This window comes from candidate division KSB1 bacterium (genome assembly GCA_024655945.1).
Lineage (GTDB): Bacteria > Zhuqueibacterota > Zhuqueibacteria > JANLFK01 > Oleimicrobiaceae > Oleimicrobium.
Genome location: JANLFK010000002.1, coordinates 459,132 through 475,138 on the forward strand (window position 1 = coordinate 459,132; position 16,007 = coordinate 475,138).

The window sequence follows — 16,007 nt, forward strand, 5'->3', positions numbered from 1 at the left end:
TGGCCCCCTACTGGTGCTTCACCCATCCGATTAGGCAAGTGCAGGACAAAGGCGTTGATTCTCCACCTGTGGTGGCGGCCATTGCGCTGTGCAACGGCTCCCTGGCCCGAGAAGGCGACAAGCTCGCTCGCGCAGCTTTCCAACGTGTCGGTTTGTTCTCTGTGACCACTGCCGGCAGTTCGAAGACGGCTCAGAGCGGGTGTGCCGTTCGTCAGTGGAGTGCCGGACGGCAGGCGTTGCTGCCGGTGCCTCTTGTCCAGCCGAATTAGAAAAACGGGGCTGTAGCGAATCAGGGCATGTGTTCTGGGCATGGAGTTCCTCTTCTCTGTCCTGGTCAGCGTACGCAGCACGGTGCTTTCCTTGGAAAAGGACCAAAAGGGCCATGGTCACCAGGGCTCAAACGGCTGGCGCTACTGCCGGAGAAAACGCACATGGGCCCAGCAGCGGGCGACGCAGGCGGGATGATTCAGGAGCCTCGAGGCGCTCTGACCAGTCTTGTGACTGAGATCGAGCCGTGAGCGAGATAAAGAAGCAGAAGAGCAGATTCGTCTGTCAATCGTGTGGCTATGTCTCGCCCAAATGGCTGGGCCGGTGCACCGAATGTGGGGCCTGGAACAGCTTCGTGGAGGAGAGAGTTGTCCCTCAGCCGGCCCGTGCTCAGCGTGCGCCCGCCACTCCGGTGAGCAAACCGCTCCGCCTCTCAGAAGTCGAGGTCACCGAGGAGATCCGGCTTTGCACCCCCTTCACTGAATTCAACCGTGTGTTAGGCGGAGGAATCGTGCCGGGATCGGTCATCCTGGTGGGTGGCGACCCAGGGATCGGCAAGTCGACGCTTATGCTCCAGCAGGCCATGGCACTGGCTGGCCCTGATCGCCCGGTCCTCTACGTGTCGGGCGAAGAGTCCGCCCGCCAGACCAAGATGCGCGCCGATCGCCTTGGGCCCTCCACAGAGCACGTCTACGTGCTGGCCGAGACAAACTTGGACGCGGTGCTGGAGGCAGGAGAGGAAGTGCAGCCTGGTCTGGTGGTCATCGACTCCATTCAGACCATGTACAAGCCGCTCTTCGAGAGTGCCCCGGGGAGCATTAGCCAGGTGCGGGAGTGCGCGCTGGAGCTCATCACGCTGGCCAAGAGGAGTGCCATACCCATCTTTCTCATCGGCCATGTAACCAAGGAAGGTTACATTGCCGGGCCAAAGACTCTGGAACACATGGTCGACACCCTGCTCTTGTTCGAGGGCGACCGCGACCACATGTACCGCGTCCTGCGCGCGGTGAAGAATCGTTTCGGCTCGACGCGGGAAATCGGCGTCTTCGAGATGACCGAAAAGGGGCTGGTCGAAGTGACAAACCCCTCGGCCTTCTTCCTCTCCGAGCGACGCGGCGATGCCAGCGGCAGTGCGGTCGGGTGCATCCTGGAAGGGACCAGGCCAATCCTGGTGGAGATTCAGGCCTTGGTTGCACCCAGCAGTTTTGGCGTGCCGCAGCGCACCAGCTCGGGTGTTGACCCCCGCAGGGTGGCACTGCTGCTTGCGGTGCTGGAAAAGAGGGTTGGGCTCCGTCTGGGCACCTTTGATGTCTTCGTGAACGTGGCTGGCGGGGTGCGCTTGGATGAGCCTGCCGCAGACCTGGGCATCGCTGTGGCCATTGCTTCGAGCATGCAGAACAAGGTGGTCGATCCTAAGGCAATAGTCGTGGGCGAGGTCGGCCTGGGTGGAGAGGTACGTGCCGTGGCCCACCTGGACAAGCGCCTGGCCGAGGCGCAGCGCATGGGGTTCCAGCGCGCCGTCGTTCCGCATTCAAGCATGCGCGCCACACGACGCGTGGCCGGTGTCACCGTCAAGGGCGTCGAGCGGATCGAACAGGCGCTCAAAGAGCTGCTCACTTAGGGAGACGGGTGCGCTTCACCATCGCGAAGAAAGACCCGAGTTCGGCCGCACGCACCGGAGTGCTGCACCTGGCCCATGGCGAGGTGGAGACCCCCGCCTTTATGCCGGTGGGAACGCAGGGAACGGTCAAGACCTTGTCGCCAGATGACCTGGTCGCCTGCGGTGCCCAGATCATTCTCAGCAACACGTACCACCTCTATCTGCGCCCCGGCGTGGAGCTGGTGCGGAAAGCAGGGGGCATCCAGCGTTTCGCCGCGTGGTACCGCCCGGTGCTCACCGACAGCGGCGGCTACCAGGTCTTTAGCCTCGCCGAGTTGCGCAAGGTCACCCAGGAGGGAGTGCGCTTCCAATCGCACCTTGATGGCTCCTATCCCTTCTTCACCCCGGAACTGGTGGTGGAGCTACAGCGCGCCCTGGGCTCAGACATTGCGATGGTGTTGGACGAGTGCACGCCATACCCATGTGAGTGGGGCTACGCACGAAGCTCTATGGACATGACCGTACGCTGGGCAGAGAGGAGCAAGAAGCGCTGGCAGGAGACCACTCCGCTCTTTTCCTTCGAGCAGAGTCTCTTTGCCATTGTCCAGGGGAGCACCTACGCCGACCTGCGCGGAGAGTGTTGCGATCGCCTAGTTGGGCTCGATTTCCCCGGCTACGCCATCGGCGGCGTGTCCGTGGGCGAGCCCAAGACCGCGCTGTACGAGGTCACGGAACTGTGTGCCCAGCAGCTCCCGCCGGAAAAGCCGCGCTATCTGATGGGCGTGGGCAAGCCTGAAGATCTGATTCGATGCGTGGCAATGGGCATCGACCTTTTCGACTGTGTGATACCCACGCGCAACGGGCGTAACGGCACGGTGTTTACCCGTCGCGGTCCCCTGGTGGTCAAGAACGCAACGTGCAGCGAGGATTTCCGTCCCATCGACGACGACTGCGACTGCTACGCGTGTCGCACCTTCAGTCGGGCCTACATTCGCCACCTGTTCCAGGCGGAGGAAATCCTCGCTCTGCGGCTGGCTACGATCCACAACCTAACCTTCTACCTGCGACTCATGGCGGAAATGCGAGCAGCAATCGCCGAAGAGAGGTTGGAGGCCTGGAGCAGGAGCTTCTTGGCAGAATACCTCTCCGGCGCGGACGAAAGCGAACCAAACGGAAGGAGGATGACGTGACTGCTTTTCTCCCTGCGCTCATGCTGAGCGCATCCGGGTCGGCAGGCACCAAGCCTGCCATGGGCATGTTTCTTTGGATCTTTTTGCTGATCCTCATCATGTACTTTTTCTTCATCCGTCCGCAGGCAAAGCGGCAGAAGGAAGTGCGCCAGATGTTGGCGAGCATCCAGAAGGGCGACCGCGTGCTGACGGTGGGCGGCATCTACGGCGTCGTGGTCGGCGAAAAGGAGCAGGAGAACATCGTCATCCTGAAGATTGCCGAAAACGTGAAGGTCGAGGTGGCCAAGGACAGGATCGTGCACAAGGCGTGACCAGCAGGTGGCTTCTTGCCTCCTTGCGGGCGCTACCCAGTCACTCAATCCACTCTGCGGAGGGCTATGAATGCACTGAGGATAGTCTTCTTCGGCACGCCGGAGTTTGCGGTGCCTTCATTGGAGGCACTCCCCCAGAGCCGGCATCGGGTGGTCGCAGTGGTCACCACCCCGGACCGGGAGCGGGGGCGTGGCCTCAGTTTGCAGCCGTCTCAGGTGAAACTTTGCGCCAGTCGCCACCAGTTGCCGCTCCTGCAACCGGAATTGCTCAATGACCCAGTCTTTTTGGCAGAGCTGCGGCGTTGTGCGGCGGACCTGTTCGTTGTGGTTGCCTTCCGCATTCTGCCGCCAGAAGTCTTTACTATGCCGCCCAAGGGAACGGTGAACCTGCACGCCTCTCTCCTTCCGAAATACCGAGGGGCTGCTCCCATCAACTGGGCGATCATCAACGGCGAACGAGAGACCGGGGTCACCACTTTCTTCATCGAGGAAAAGGTAGACACCGGGGCCATCATCCTGCAAAGGCAGCTGCCCATCGGGCCGGATGAGACTGCGGGCCAATTGCACGATCGTCTGGCACTGGCCGGCGCCGAGCTGCTGGTGGAGACTGTGGACCTCATTGCCGACGGCCGTGCCGTGCCCAAGCCGCAGCAGGGAGAAGCATCCCGCGCGCCGAAGATCGTCCGCGAAATGTGCGAGATCGACTGGCGCAAAACCGCTGTGCAGGTGCACAATTTGGTGCGCGGTCTCTGCCCCTTCCCGGGCGCGTTCACATATCTGGAAGGCAAGCTACTCAAGGTGTATCGGACGCAGGTGGTGAAGCCCTACGGGCACGGCAAGCGCCCCGGCCAAGTTGCGCGTGTTGACCGAAAGGGTGGCATCATCCATGTGGCCACGGGCGAAGGAGTATTGGCCCTCTTGGAAGTCCAGCCGGAAGGGAAAAGGCGGATGACCACCGAGGAGTTCCTGCAGGGTCACGCCCTGCAAGCTGGAACAATCTTAGGCAAGAGCGTATAGGTGAGTGATGATGAGAGCACGTAACGGTCGGGCCTCACAGGCTACCGCCAGGCCCAACTTGGCGCGACGGCAAACCAGTTCGCCGCGCGAGGTGGCAGTGAACGTGCTGCGCCAGTGGCACGAGGGGCAGGGTCGACTCGACCTGCTCCTGGACCACGCCCTGCTGCGCTCCCCCCTGACGCCGCGCGACCGGGCCCTGGCCACCGAATTGGTGAACGGCACCTGCCGCTGGCTCGGTACCATTCACTGGCTTCTGGATCGGCTGTTCCACAGAGGGCTGAAAAGTTGCCCGACATCCATACTGCCCATCCTGGAGACGGGCCTCTATCAGCTGCTCGCCCTTGACCGGGTTCCCGATTACGCGGCGGTGGACCAGGCCGTGCAACTGGCACAGCAGGTCGCTGGAAAGAACTGGGCCGGCGTGGTCAATGGCGTGTTGCGCTCGTTCATCCGTCAGAGAGAGAGCATCCCGTGGCCGAGCATCGAAGCCGACCCGGTGAAGGGCATAAGCACGCGCTATTCGCACCCTGCGTGGCTGGTGCGGCGCTGGGTAAAGCGCTACGGAATCGAGGAAACCATACAGCTCTGCCAGGCCAACAACTTGACGCCGCCGGTCACCATTCGGGTGAATCGTCTGCGCGCCGAGCCCGAGGAAATCCTGGCGAGTTTGGGTAAGGACATCGAGGCGGTGCCTTCGCCCTTCGATGAGAACTTTATCGTCGTGCGGAGCCACCAGGTGGAGCTGCGCCGCATGGACATCCTGCGAGAGGGCAAGTGCTCGGTGCAAGACGTGAGCGCCGGACTGCCCGCGCGCCTGCTCGCCGCCTCACCAGAGTCCACAGTCCTTGACCTTTGCGCTGCACCAGGTGGAAAAGCCACCTACGTGGCGGAACTAACTGCTGACCAGGCACGTATCATTGCGGCAGATATCAGTAAGCTGCGCACACGGCTGACTGCCGAAAACTGCGCGCGGCTGTCGTTGAAACACGTCCATCCCGTGGTGGCCGATGGCAAGTGGCCAGCGGTGCGCGAAGTCACCCACGTGCTCCTCGATGCACCATGCACGGGTTTTGGCGTGCTGGGCAAACGCGCCGACCTCCGCTGGCAGCGTCGCGAAAGCGATATCCCGATGCTTGTCGCCCTGCAACGGCAGCTCCTTAGCAGTGCCGCCAATTTGCTGCCGGTTGGGGGGAGCGTGGTCTATGCGACGTGTACCATCGAGCCGGAGGAGAATGAACAGGTGGTGCAGCACTTTTTGGACACTCACCCCGGCTTCGTGCTTGACCATGGGGCGCAGTTCGTGCTCCCAGAACTTGTTGACGAGGCAGGGTATGTGCGCACCTCCCACCACCATGGCATAGACGGCAGCTTCGCCGCGCGCCTGGTGCGGCGCTCTTAGGACAAATTGAGCAAAGGCACTCCCAGGAAAGCACATGATTTCCACTGCACTGAAACGGTTGGCCGCCGGCATCGGCGGGCTGGTCTTGCTGTACCTTGTCTGCGACAACGTCCTCATGCCCCTGTACACCCGGCACGGCCAGGATGTGTACGTGCCGGAGGTCGTGGGCCTCACCTATGCCGGCGCGCAGATGAGGCTGAGCCAGCAAGGCTTCCAAATAGTCAAGGCCGGGGAGCAGTTCGATAGCGAGCATGAGCCAGGGATTGTTCTTTCCCAGAATCCGGAGCCAGGGGCCCCGGCCAAGCGGGGCAGGCGGGTCTACGTCATCGTCAGCAAGGGGGAACGATTTGTGACCATGCCCAAGCTGGTAGGGCGTTCCGAGAGGAGTGCTGCGCTCGATCTGTCGGCCCAGGGTCTGGTGCTGCGCAATATCGAGTATGTCTTTTCCCCAGAGTACCTCAGCGACGTGGTGTGCGAACAATCGATCCCCAAAGGTCAGATGGTGAAGCAAGGCACTGAAGTGGACATTGCCGTGAGCCTCGGGCCGGCGCCGGACCAGTTCGTCGTCCCCCAGCTCATCGGCAAGTCCTTAGCCGAGGCGACGAAAGTGATCCAGCGCGCCGGGTTGACCTTGGGCGCGGTGCGTTACCAGATTTCGGACAAGCTGCTGCCCGAGACCATCATCGACCAGTCGCCGGCAGCAGGAACAGCGGCAGTGGCCGGCCAGACCGTCGACTTGGTGGTCAGCCGCCTGCCAGAGTAGACGCCGACTCACGGTCAGGTGAATCATCTTGACAATGACGGAGCAATTCCCTATATTTGCGGCAGAGTTGGCCGCACAGGGTCCTCAGACAGCGCAGGAGCACTTGGCCACGGCAGGGTTGCCCATGCGGCGAGGACGCGTGAAGTGGTTCGACGCCGCCAAGGGCTATGGGTTCATCGAAGACGAGCACGGGCAGGAAGTCTTTGTCCACTTCACCGCCATCCAGGAGGAACGCTTCCGCACCTTGGAGCAAGGTGGCGAGGTATACTTTGCCAGCGTCAGCGGCGAGAAGGGACCAAAGGCCATCAAGGTCATCAAAGTTGCGGCATCGCAGTAAAGTGCTACCCGGGAAGACAGGCGCCAACGACAACTGCCGAGGCGAAAGAGTAGCCCCACGCGGGTGAGGATGCGCATGAAGCGCGTATTTGCGAAAAAAGACATCGACAAGATCGCCAAGGTTCTGGGCGTCCCGCCCAAGCGGATGACCAACAACTACCGCTTTCTTCTGGAGAACAAGGAAGACGGCCGCAGGCTGTCGCTGGAAATCTACCCCGACATACCCATCGGCGAAAAAGAGGGAAACCTCATCTCCGTCTACACGGGCAACACCCACCTCCAGCTCCATTTCTGCACCGGGTACGTGGTGAGCGAGGTCTTGGGGGAAGTTACTTTCGTCGGCGAGCATCAAGGTCGCTTGGCCGGCCTGATCGTGGAAAAGGAGGCTGGCTGTTCATTGTACGCCAATGTGGACGCAAGCCTCCTCTCGGGGGACTTCACCCAGCTTGGTCCAGAGGTCATGCTCTCTGGAATCGCTCTTTCGCTCACCGAGCACCTTCTGCCAGAGTCCAAGTAGCGGATGAGGTCAGATGTGGAAAGGGCTTCTCCAGAAGAGCTCCTGCCCGTCCTGCGTTCCTTTGCCATGAACAACGGCGCCGCGCTGTTCGGTGCATGCCCCATCGATGGCGTGCGCGACACCTTCCATTTCGCGCCTGGTGAGGCCGAAGGGCTACCTTATGCCCTCTCTTTGGCCGTGCGCCTGTCCAAGGCCGTGCTTGATGGCCTGCGCGACGGTCCGACACTGCTCTACAAGTGGCACTATCGCCAGGCCAACGCGCATCTGGACAGACTTGCCTTCTTGCTTGCGGGTCTCCTGCAGCACCACCGGTGGCAAGCCGTGTCGGTGCCTGCCTCACAGGTGGTGGACTGGCAAAACCAGACAGGCCACCTCTCGCACCGCCACCTGGCAGTGGCCGCTGGTCTCGGCTGGCTGGGGCGCAACAACCTCCTGGTCACCCCCAGCTTCGGAGCACAGGTGCGCCTGGTGACCGTGCTCACCGATATGCCAGTGCCTAAGCCAGAACCTCTGCCTTTCAGCTGTAACGAGTGCCGCGCGTGCATTGCCGCCTGTCCGGCACATGCCATCGGGGAAACGCGCGAGGAATTCGTTTTCCAACGATGCTATGACCAGGTGCGCACTTTCGCCAAGAGCAGGAGTCTTGGCGTCTACATTTGCGGGCTCTGTGTGCGCGCCTGCCCGGGGCTGGAGCGGACACGGGCCGTGGACAGCGCAAAATGAAGCAGCTCGTGGAAGAGTTCCTTGACTACCTGGTGGTCGAACGGGGGATGGCGCACAACACGCTTCTCGCCTATCGGCACGACATAGAAAGGTATGTGGATTTTCTCGAGAGCAAACAGGTGAGCAGGCCCGACGAGGTACGCCCCCCCATGGTGACCGAATTCTTGGAACAGTTGGCTGCGGTAGGCTTGTGCGTCACCTCAGTGGCCCGCAACCTTTCTGCGATCAGGATGTTCCATCGCTTCCTGGTCGCCGAGGAGCTCGCCCAAACTGACCCCACGGAAACGACGCGCCTGCCAAAGAGGGCACAAGTGCTCCCCACCGTGCTCGACCAGTACGAGGTGGAGCGCCTCCTGGAGCAGCCGGACGTCGCAGAACCGTTGGGTATCCGCGATCGGGCCATCCTTGAGTTCCTTTACGCAACAGGGGTGCGCGTTTCCGAGTTGGTGGCAGTGCAGCTTTCCGATCTCCTCGCGCAGGAAGGTTTAGTGCGCGTCTTTGGCAAAGGGGGCAAGGAACGCATCGTGCCAATTGGCGAGCAGGCCATCTTTTGGGTGCAGCGGTACGTGAGCGAGGCTCGTCCTCGCTACGCCAAGTTAGCACGTTCGCAGAATGCGCTCTTCATCGGTGTCCGTGGTAATCCGATGAGCAGGAAGGCGGTGTGGGAAATCATCAAGAAATACGCCCGGGCAGCAGGCATTCGCAAGGAGGTATCGCCGCACGCTCTGCGGCACAGCTTTGCCACGCATCTGATCGAAGGAGGAGCCGACCTCCGTGCGGTGCAAGAGATGCTGGGCCACGCGGACATCAGCACGACGCAGATCTACACGCACATCGACCGCCAGTATCTGCGCGAGGTTCATCGCCAGTACCACCCGCTGGAACAGCGACGACGCCCGCACGGCGCCACCTGGGCTGAGTCGGAGACGCATTGACAAGCACGCTGACCATAGGCAAACCGGCCGGCCACAAAAAGGCAGTCCTGCTACTGAGAGTCGGGCATTCGGTGACAAAACGAACGTGAGCCGAGAATGAATCTCTCCCCACGCGTTGCACTGGACAAGGCAAGGCTTGCCACCCTGTTGAAGACCAAGCACCTCGGGCGGGCGGCACAGTTTTTCTCGTCCGTGGCCTCCACGAATGAGGTGGCACGGGAGCTGGCACAGCGAGGCGCACCACACGGCTACCTTGTCTCCGCCTGCGCGCAAACTGCTGGCCGTGGCCGCGCCGGCCGCACTTGGTACTCGGCGCCAGGCGCCGGCCTCTGGTTCTCCTTGGTGCTGCGCCCGACGCTTGCACCGCAACGCTGTGGCCTCATCTCTTTAGCAGCCGCACTGGCAGTGGCAGAAGCAATTGCCAAAATCACGGGTATCAAGGCACAGTTGAAGTGGCCCAACGACGTGCTCGTCGCTGGCAAGAAGCTTTGCGGAATCCTGGCCGAGACCGAGCTCATCGGCGACCGCCTCAAGTTCGCCGTGCTCGGTGTGGGCATCAACACGAACCGCGCGCATGCGCAACGCATGCCTCGGCACATCCAAGCGACGGCAACCTGGCTCAGCGACCACACGAGCACGCTTCCCGATGAGATGGCGCTGTTAGCTTCAATTCTTGGCGCCGTGGAGAAGAGGTGGGAAGAACTGGAGGCGGGTCATCTCGCGCGCCTGCTGCGCGCCTGGCGAACCAGATGCATGCACTTGGGCAAGCCCGTGCGGATCGTCGAGCCTCACTCAACGCTTCAGGGGGTGGCAGAAGACATCGCAGAGGACGGGGCTCTGCTCCTGCGAACGGCCTCCGGGGAGCTACGGGCGATCGTGGCAGGAGATTGCCAGCTCCTGCCTGAGTAATCCCAAGGCACACAGCCCATCGCGAGGAAAAGGGCTGAGTCGGTAAGAGCCATAAGACAAACGCATGCTGGAGTGGGACATGTTACTCGCGATTGACATTGGCAACACGCAGGTGGTGACGGGTCTGTTTCAGGACGACAAGTTCCTGCACAGTTGGCGCTTCAGCAGCAGTGTGAGCCGCACAGCGGACGAGTGCTGGGCTCTGCTTCACTCCCTTGCTGCCGCCGACGGCCTCGACCTTGCCCAGGTCAAGGGGAGCATCATCTCCTCGGTGGTCCCCAACTTGACGCTCATCATCGACGCAATGATCAGGGAGCGCCTGCACCACGAACCGATCGTGGTGAGCGCTCGCCTCGACCTCGGCATAAAGATCCACTACGACGACCCATCGACCGTGGGGGCTGACCGTCTCTGCAACGCCGTGGGAGGATATGCCCGCTACGGCGGCCCGCTCATCATCGTCGACTTTGGCACCGCCACTACCTTTGACGTGGTCTCTGAGGAGGGAGATTATCTTGGCGGCATCATCGCTCCGGGCATCGAGACGTCCCTCCAGACGCTCCATCGCCGCGCAGCGCGCCTCATGAAGGTGGAATTGCGCTTCCCAGAGCGATTGATTGGACGCAACACCGAGACAAGCATGCAGGCCGGCCTCATGTATGGCAGTGTGGAGATGGTGCAAGGACTGGTGAAGAGAATCTCAGCAGAACTCGGCGACACGCCAAAGGTGATTCTCACCGGCGGGCTGGCCCCGGTCATGGTGCCAAAACTCCCGGCTGACTACCGTCTTGACGCCCATCTGACCCTGCACGGCATGCGCCTGATCTACCAGCGGGTAGCTACAGCGCACTGAGCAGGCCATCCTCTCGCCTGCGCGGCCGTGCCCCCGCGGCGACAGTCATCAGATGCGCAGACCCTCCAGCTCCGCGTCCGGCATGGGGGCGACCAGGACATTGACCTGCTCATCTTCGCGCTCCGCCAATATCGCTACGCTTTTCTCATGCTTGCCATCGCAGTAGCGCGCGGTGAGTCGCGCGGCCACCGCCAGCTCTTCGGCACTCGCCTCGCCGTCGACTATGGTCAACGGCCCCTGATAGGCCAGGGCACGCAGCTGCCACCTGCCTGCGGCACACTGCTCCATTGCCAGATTGTCCCATTCGTCGCGGCCAACGACTGCCTTCACCTTGTCAGAGAGGCGAAAATGGCGGCCATACATGCAGAGCTGCAGCTCGTCTTTGCCGATCGCGGATCTGTCCTTGTGGCCAAGCAGGTCGAGGACACGCCGTGCGACGTTTTCGTCGGTGAGCATGCAGCCCCCACCCGGCTGCGCGTAGGAAGTGATACCTAACTGCGCCGCTAACTCGATCTGCGGCTTGCGCGAACGACCGCTAAAGCCGTACAGCTGGTCGCGGTTGACCCACCCCTCTATTTCCGGGATTGTCGGTTTGAGTAGTTTGGCCGAAAGCGGGCGCAGAAGGAGTCCTCTCAGGCCACTTTCCTTCTCGATGAGGTTCAAGACAGGAAGGTGCTGGCTCATCGGACGCTGCCCCAAGACCTCTCCGGTGAGCACAAAGCGCGCATCGTACCGCACGAGCAGCTCCTTGGCCTTGCGCAGCATGAAGACCTTGCAGTCGATGCAGGGGTTCGCAAAGCGGCCATAGCCGTGGCGCGGGTTACGCACCACCTCCACGAACGGGCCCGAAACATCAATTACCTCTGCCCGCGCCCCCACCGCAGCTGCTGCGCGCTCCACCCACCGGATTCCCGCCTCTTCCTCCTCACGGCCCCGCCGTGGGGGGGCAAAGCCTGTGACGAAATGCAGGGCGATGACCTCCACTCCCTGGCGCACAATGACAGCCGTGGCAAGCAGGCTGTCCAGGCCACCGGAGAACAGGGCCAAAGCTCGCATCTTGTCGCCAGCGCTGCTCATCTCTGGGAGCGAGGAGGATGAACCGGCAAGAAGAATGGGTGACCGGCTACGGCGAGCATCACCGGGCGCGAGCGCCGAGAAAGAACTGCACCGCCCGCTCCACCTCGGCAAAGTCCACCAGGGTGTTCTTGCACGGCCCTTCCGGTCGCCGGTTGGGGATGGCGATGATGGGGATGCGGGTCACGTTGTCCTGCAAGCCACTCACCAGGTCGCGCTCGCAGGCGATGCCGATGATGGCGGAAGGGCGAGTGAGCGCAACCGCGCGCCGCGCTGCCTCTCCCCCGCTGGCCACGTACACCTCGCACTCGTACTTGCGCGCCAACTCTTCCACCTTTTCCTTGAGAGAACGCTGCAGGCAACGCGGCAAGAGAATGAGCAGCTTGTCACACTGCGCCGTCTTCCTGGTGGCACGGATCAGGGAGTTGCTCACGCGAATGAAGGAATGGCTCATCTTGTCGCGAGAAAGGCCAAATCGCCGCCCGAGGTGAAGCACAAGTGGCGCCAGGAACGACAACGAAAACTCGCGCCCGAAAAGAAGCAGGAGGAAATTCTTCTCGAACACGATAGAGACAGCGGTGAGCGCAAACCACAGCAGAGCAATGATGAGCCCCGCAAGGGCAGCGCCCCCCGCCACATAGGGCAGCAGCGGATGAAAGGAGCTCAGCCGGGGCACGACCAGGTACCATGCCAGCCAGACGCCCGCCCCAATGCAGGCCATCGCCAACAGAGCAAAGCCCAAGAAGAGACGTCTCCCCACGTGCAGATCCTGAGACGCCTCTTCCATGGACCAGTCCGGCGCAAGCCATTCGTCCCCAAGATGTCGGTCGCGGATCTCGAGTCTAGCCAACGACTCTTTCTTCTTGGCTGTCATGCCCAGCGCACCCCGGCGAGTCCGCTCATCTGAGCTCAGACGGCAATCACCTGCTTGACTTCGGGGACCAGCTTCTTGATCTCGCGCTCAATACCCATCTTCAAGGTCATCTGGGACATCGGACAACCACCGCAGGCACCCTTCAGTCGCACAGAGACGATACCGTCCTTCACCTCGACCAGCTCCACATCTCCGCCATCGCGTTGCAATGCTGGCCGAATCCTGTCGAGAACCTCTTTTACCTTCTCTTGCATAACCTTCTCCACTGTTGTTTGACGACCCTCAGGTCGTCGTCATCTCCTCTGGTTGAGCCTGTGGCTCAGTCACCTTCTCCCCCCTGCGCACAAAACTGTGTGTCGGACACTTTGCGAAAGCCTGCTCCAAATCGTCCGCGGTGGGGTTCACGATCTCTGGCAAAAAGCCGTTCATGCGGATGGAGCCCGAAGACGTCGTCTTGGGGTTGGCGCACAGGGTGCAGCCCGTGCAGCCCACCGTGCACACCTCCTTCACCTGCTTACCCCGGTCCTGGGACCTGCAGGCGATGTAGATGCGTTGGCTGCGCGGGATGAGCTGCATGATACCTCGCGGGCAGGCCTTCACGCACTTGCCGCAGCCGGTACACTTGTCTTCGAACACCACTGGCAGGCCGTTGCCGTTCATCGCCATGGCGTCGAATGGACACGCCCTCACGCAGGTGCCAAAACCCAAGCACCCGTAGATACACGCCTTTGCTCCGCCGGCAATGAGTTGAGCGGCCTCACAATCCTCATAGCCCTGGTAGATGAAACGATCGCCGGCCTCTGCTCGCCCCCCCTGGCAGCAGACCACCGCCACCGGCGCTTCCTTGAGCTCCCCGACTTCACCGCCCATGATGGCAGCAATCTGCCGGGCACAGTCTGCGCCGCCAGGGATGCAGCCCTCGTACGGGGCGACCCCGGCTACCACTGCTTCGGCAAAGGCGGCACATCCGGGGAAGCCACATGCCCCGCAGTTTGCCCCGCCCAGCACCGCCTGGACGGCTTCGACCTTAGGGTCGACCTTGACGGCGAACTTCTTGGCGGCATAGGCCAGTCCGCCGCCGAACAGGGCCCCCAATGCCCCCAGTCCCAACATCGATGCCAAAATCGTGACGACCGTTGGATGCATTGCCTTTCACGTCCTGCGTTGCAGTCTTCTGCTCTCGTCAGTTCCTGCGGCAGGCCAGTGCCGCCGGTTCACTCGCGCAGGCAAAGCTATAGACAAAATGCCAAAAAATCAAGCGGAATTTTCCTCGCCTTTGGCCGCCCGGGGGACCACTATTCCAAGAGGCATGCCGCTCGTGAATGTGTCCCGGAGTGGTAACAGACAACACACGCGATGGCAGCACGCAGGTTTCGCTCACGCTGTAAGCTCACCTGAGATGCCCGAGAAGTTCACCCGGGCCCGAGGGCCCTCGGAACTCCGACGGGCCTCTCCCGGCGACCCACCAAGTCCGCTCGCTCAGGCGACAGGGGAGGAGTGATGCGGTGCTTCGCAGGTCAGGCGCGGATGACGCACCATCGCCCAGATGGTCAGTTCTGTACCCCGTGCCGCCGCAACTTTCTCTTTGCCGGCCACAACAAAGCCATGGCGTTCGTAGTAGCCGATGTTCGCCCGGTTGGTCGTATCGAGGTAACAGGGCAGCCCTTCGGCGTCAGCACCGAGCAACATGGAGTCCAAGAGCTGCCTTCCCACGCCATGACGCTGATGGCTGGGCTCAACCCCCATGGCGAACAAATACCAATGCCTACCCCCCAAGGTGCGCTGGTGGAGACGCTCGCTCCCCTTCGCCACTGCCATGAACCTCAGGAAGGCTGAGAAGCCACAAACCAGCGGGAGAAAGACCAGCCCATTGCGCACCAACGTCCACGCTGGCAGGGACGGCCGCTCCGGTCCCAACCACAGTGCCACGGCGGCCAGAGACGGGGTCGTAAGCACGCTTCCACAGTCGAGAACTGACGTGAGCAATCTTTCGAAGAGCCACGGCAGCACCTCCTGGCGGCGCACCGGGTCGGGAATCGTGAAGACGAAGGCCGGGTCAGCGTGAAAGGCTCGAGCCAAGAGCTCGCTGGCAGGCTTCCTCTGCGTCTGCGTCAAAGTGAAGGTCTCTGGCGTTTCTTGGCGAAGCATTTCTGGCGGCCCCATGCTAACGGGTTCTCCCGGTTCCCGGAGGTGCAATCTGGGCTTGACACATGGGCCCTCTCCCACCCCAAAAAATCATGTACAATTTTACTCAACGGCAGCGCCACTATCAAGGCTTTTCTGGCTGCGGCGCCTCGCAGGTGTGCTGGCCGCGGGAAGGACCGGGGAAGGACCAGCGTGAAGGATTCTCCTCGCTGAAAGCGGGCAGGCCCTCGCCATTGCTCTTCTCCCAGGGGGAAGGCCTTTGCCTGCCTCCCTCCTCCACTATCCGCTACTGGCCGCTGAGGCACGCTATCGGCAGTCGGCGGGTGGGTATGCAAGCGGGACGCGCCCCAGTTCGTCGCACGAGCCCCGTACCGGCGTCATTGCCTGCAGAAAGGCAATGGGCTGTGGAAGTAAGTACCTCCCCGTGGCCATCCCCGACTGGACATGGTGCCTTGCTTCTCCTGTCTTGCGCACTTGATGGGGAGTAGTGGGCGTGCTTTTCCGAGAGCGACTCGTGGTGGGCCATGGCGCCGCTGGCTGCGGGTGGCGTCCTCGGCTTCGGCGCTTCCCACCACGCGGGCTGGGACCTCAGGATGTCGGAAATGGGCAAAGGCCGCGGTGTGGAAGCGGTCCGCGGCCTCGCAGGTGCCGGGGGCGGGAATCGAACCCGCATGGACAAAAGTCCGCAGGATTTTGAGTCCTGTGCGTCTACCAATTTCACCACCCCGGCGCGCCTGCAAATTTATCAAATACGACCCGGAATATCAAGCAAAATGTTCCTCTGCTCCTCCTCGCGCCTCCTGCACTGCTCTCGTATCGCGGCTGTCACTTGCAAGGCAAGCTTTCCGAAGGCCCTTTCGAGGGCTTGTGGTCTTCATGGCAGGTCGGGCAGTCTCCCTCAAAGCCTCCCGGATGCCGCCACCGGCATTAGCATGCCGCTGGGGAAGTACATATGGTTTCGATGAGTGCCATGGCCGAGTGCAGGCTCCCCCCGTCCTTGCTGCGCCGACCGAATGACGCTCTGCTAACGCACCAGGGCCAGCTTGCGGCTCGCCACCTGGCTCCCCGCTACCAGCCGATAGAGGTACACCCCA

Annotated in this window: 17 protein-coding genes and 1 tRNA gene; 12 read left to right on the plus strand and 6 right to left on the minus strand. The window is 62.0% G+C overall.

The genetic code is table 11. The features are described 5' to 3' along the window. Positions 1-523: 523 nt before the first annotated feature. The 12 genes from radA to NUW13_04945 all read left to right on the plus strand — a co-directional run bounded on the left by radA (position 524) and on the right by NUW13_04945 (position 10,820). Entirely contained in the window at positions 524-1,888 is a 1,365-nt protein-coding gene (gene radA, locus NUW13_04890; GenBank protein ID MCR4438363.1) for a DNA repair protein RadA, read from the plus strand. A gap of 8 nt (positions 1,889-1,896) precedes the next feature. Then, positions 1,897-3,057 (plus strand): tRNA guanosine(34) transglycosylase Tgt, encoded by a 1,161-nt coding sequence (gene tgt, locus NUW13_04895; GenBank protein MCR4438364.1) that lies wholly within the window; start codon positions 1,897-1,899, stop codon positions 3,055-3,057. Continuing rightward, a complete protein-coding gene (gene yajC / locus NUW13_04900) occupies positions 3,054-3,368 on the plus strand; it encodes a preprotein translocase subunit YajC (GenBank protein ID MCR4438365.1) in 315 nt (104 codons plus the stop codon). The genes tgt and yajC overlap by 4 nt, the downstream gene beginning before the upstream one ends. A 66-nt stretch (positions 3,369-3,434) precedes the next feature. Further along, positions 3,435-4,385, plus strand: coding sequence for a methionyl-tRNA formyltransferase (fmt, locus tag NUW13_04905; GenBank protein MCR4438366.1), 951 nt, complete (start codon positions 3,435-3,437; stop codon positions 4,383-4,385). Positions 4,386-4,392: 7 nt separating this feature from the next. Then, complete coding sequence (gene rsmB / locus NUW13_04910; protein ID MCR4438367.1) at positions 4,393-5,784, plus strand: 16S rRNA (cytosine(967)-C(5))-methyltransferase RsmB; 1,392 nt, start codon at positions 4,393-4,395, stop codon at positions 5,782-5,784. A gap of 34 nt (positions 5,785-5,818) precedes the next feature. Further along, on the plus strand, positions 5,819-6,547 hold the full coding sequence (locus NUW13_04915) for a PASTA domain-containing protein (protein ID MCR4438368.1): 729 nt from the start codon (positions 5,819-5,821) through the stop codon (positions 6,545-6,547). Positions 6,548-6,671: 124 nt separating this feature from the next. Next, the gene (locus tag NUW13_04920) at positions 6,672-6,884 is read left to right on the plus strand and encodes a cold shock domain-containing protein (GenBank protein ID MCR4438369.1); all 213 of its coding nucleotides are present in this window, start codon (positions 6,672-6,674) and stop codon (positions 6,882-6,884) included. 75 nt (positions 6,885-6,959) lie between these two features. After that, positions 6,960-7,400: a hypothetical protein gene (locus NUW13_04925; protein ID MCR4438370.1), complete on the plus strand. Its 441-nt coding sequence runs from the start codon at positions 6,960-6,962 to the stop codon at positions 7,398-7,400. A gap of 15 nt (positions 7,401-7,415) precedes the next feature. Continuing rightward, positions 7,416-8,123, plus strand: a complete 708-nt coding sequence (locus NUW13_04930; protein MCR4438371.1) for a hypothetical protein — start codon at positions 7,416-7,418, stop codon at positions 8,121-8,123. Further along, positions 8,120-9,058, plus strand: coding sequence for a site-specific tyrosine recombinase XerD (xerD, locus tag NUW13_04935; protein MCR4438372.1), 939 nt, complete (start codon positions 8,120-8,122; stop codon positions 9,056-9,058). Before NUW13_04930 ends, xerD begins: the two co-directional genes overlap by 4 nt. Before the next feature lie 96 nt (positions 9,059-9,154). Next, entirely contained in the window at positions 9,155-9,967 is an 813-nt protein-coding gene (locus NUW13_04940; protein ID MCR4438373.1) for a biotin--[acetyl-CoA-carboxylase] ligase, read from the plus strand. Positions 9,968-10,046: 79 nt separating this feature from the next. Further along, complete coding sequence (locus NUW13_04945) at positions 10,047-10,820, plus strand: type III pantothenate kinase (protein MCR4438374.1); 774 nt, start codon at positions 10,047-10,049, stop codon at positions 10,818-10,820. 48 nt (positions 10,821-10,868) lie between these two features. Here the strand turns inward: NUW13_04945 and NUW13_04950 are convergent, their stop codons facing one another. From NUW13_04950 to NUW13_04975, 6 genes are all read right to left on the minus strand, one after another. Then, the gene (locus NUW13_04950; GenBank protein MCR4438375.1) at positions 10,869-11,876 is read right to left on the minus strand and encodes a hypothetical protein; all 1,008 of its coding nucleotides are present in this window, start codon (positions 11,874-11,876) and stop codon (positions 10,869-10,871) included. Between the two features lie 79 nt (positions 11,877-11,955). Further along, entirely contained in the window at positions 11,956-12,768 is an 813-nt protein-coding gene (locus NUW13_04955) for a DUF116 domain-containing protein (protein ID MCR4438376.1), read from the minus strand. A 35-nt stretch (positions 12,769-12,803) separates the two neighbouring features. Continuing rightward, a complete protein-coding gene (locus tag NUW13_04960; GenBank protein MCR4438377.1) occupies positions 12,804-13,022 on the minus strand; it encodes a NifU family protein in 219 nt (72 codons plus the stop codon). 28 nt (positions 13,023-13,050) lie between these two features. Continuing rightward, positions 13,051-13,914 (minus strand): RnfABCDGE type electron transport complex subunit B, encoded by an 864-nt coding sequence (locus NUW13_04965; GenBank protein MCR4438378.1) that lies wholly within the window; start codon positions 13,912-13,914, stop codon positions 13,051-13,053. Between the two features lie 333 nt (positions 13,915-14,247). Further along, positions 14,248-14,931: a GNAT family N-acetyltransferase gene (locus NUW13_04970; protein ID MCR4438379.1), complete on the minus strand. Its 684-nt coding sequence runs from the start codon at positions 14,929-14,931 to the stop codon at positions 14,248-14,250. Positions 14,932-15,559: 628 nt separating this feature from the next. Beyond that, positions 15,560-15,643: transfer RNA gene (locus NUW13_04975), tRNA-Leu, on the minus strand. Positions 15,644-16,007 lie beyond the last annotated feature (364 nt).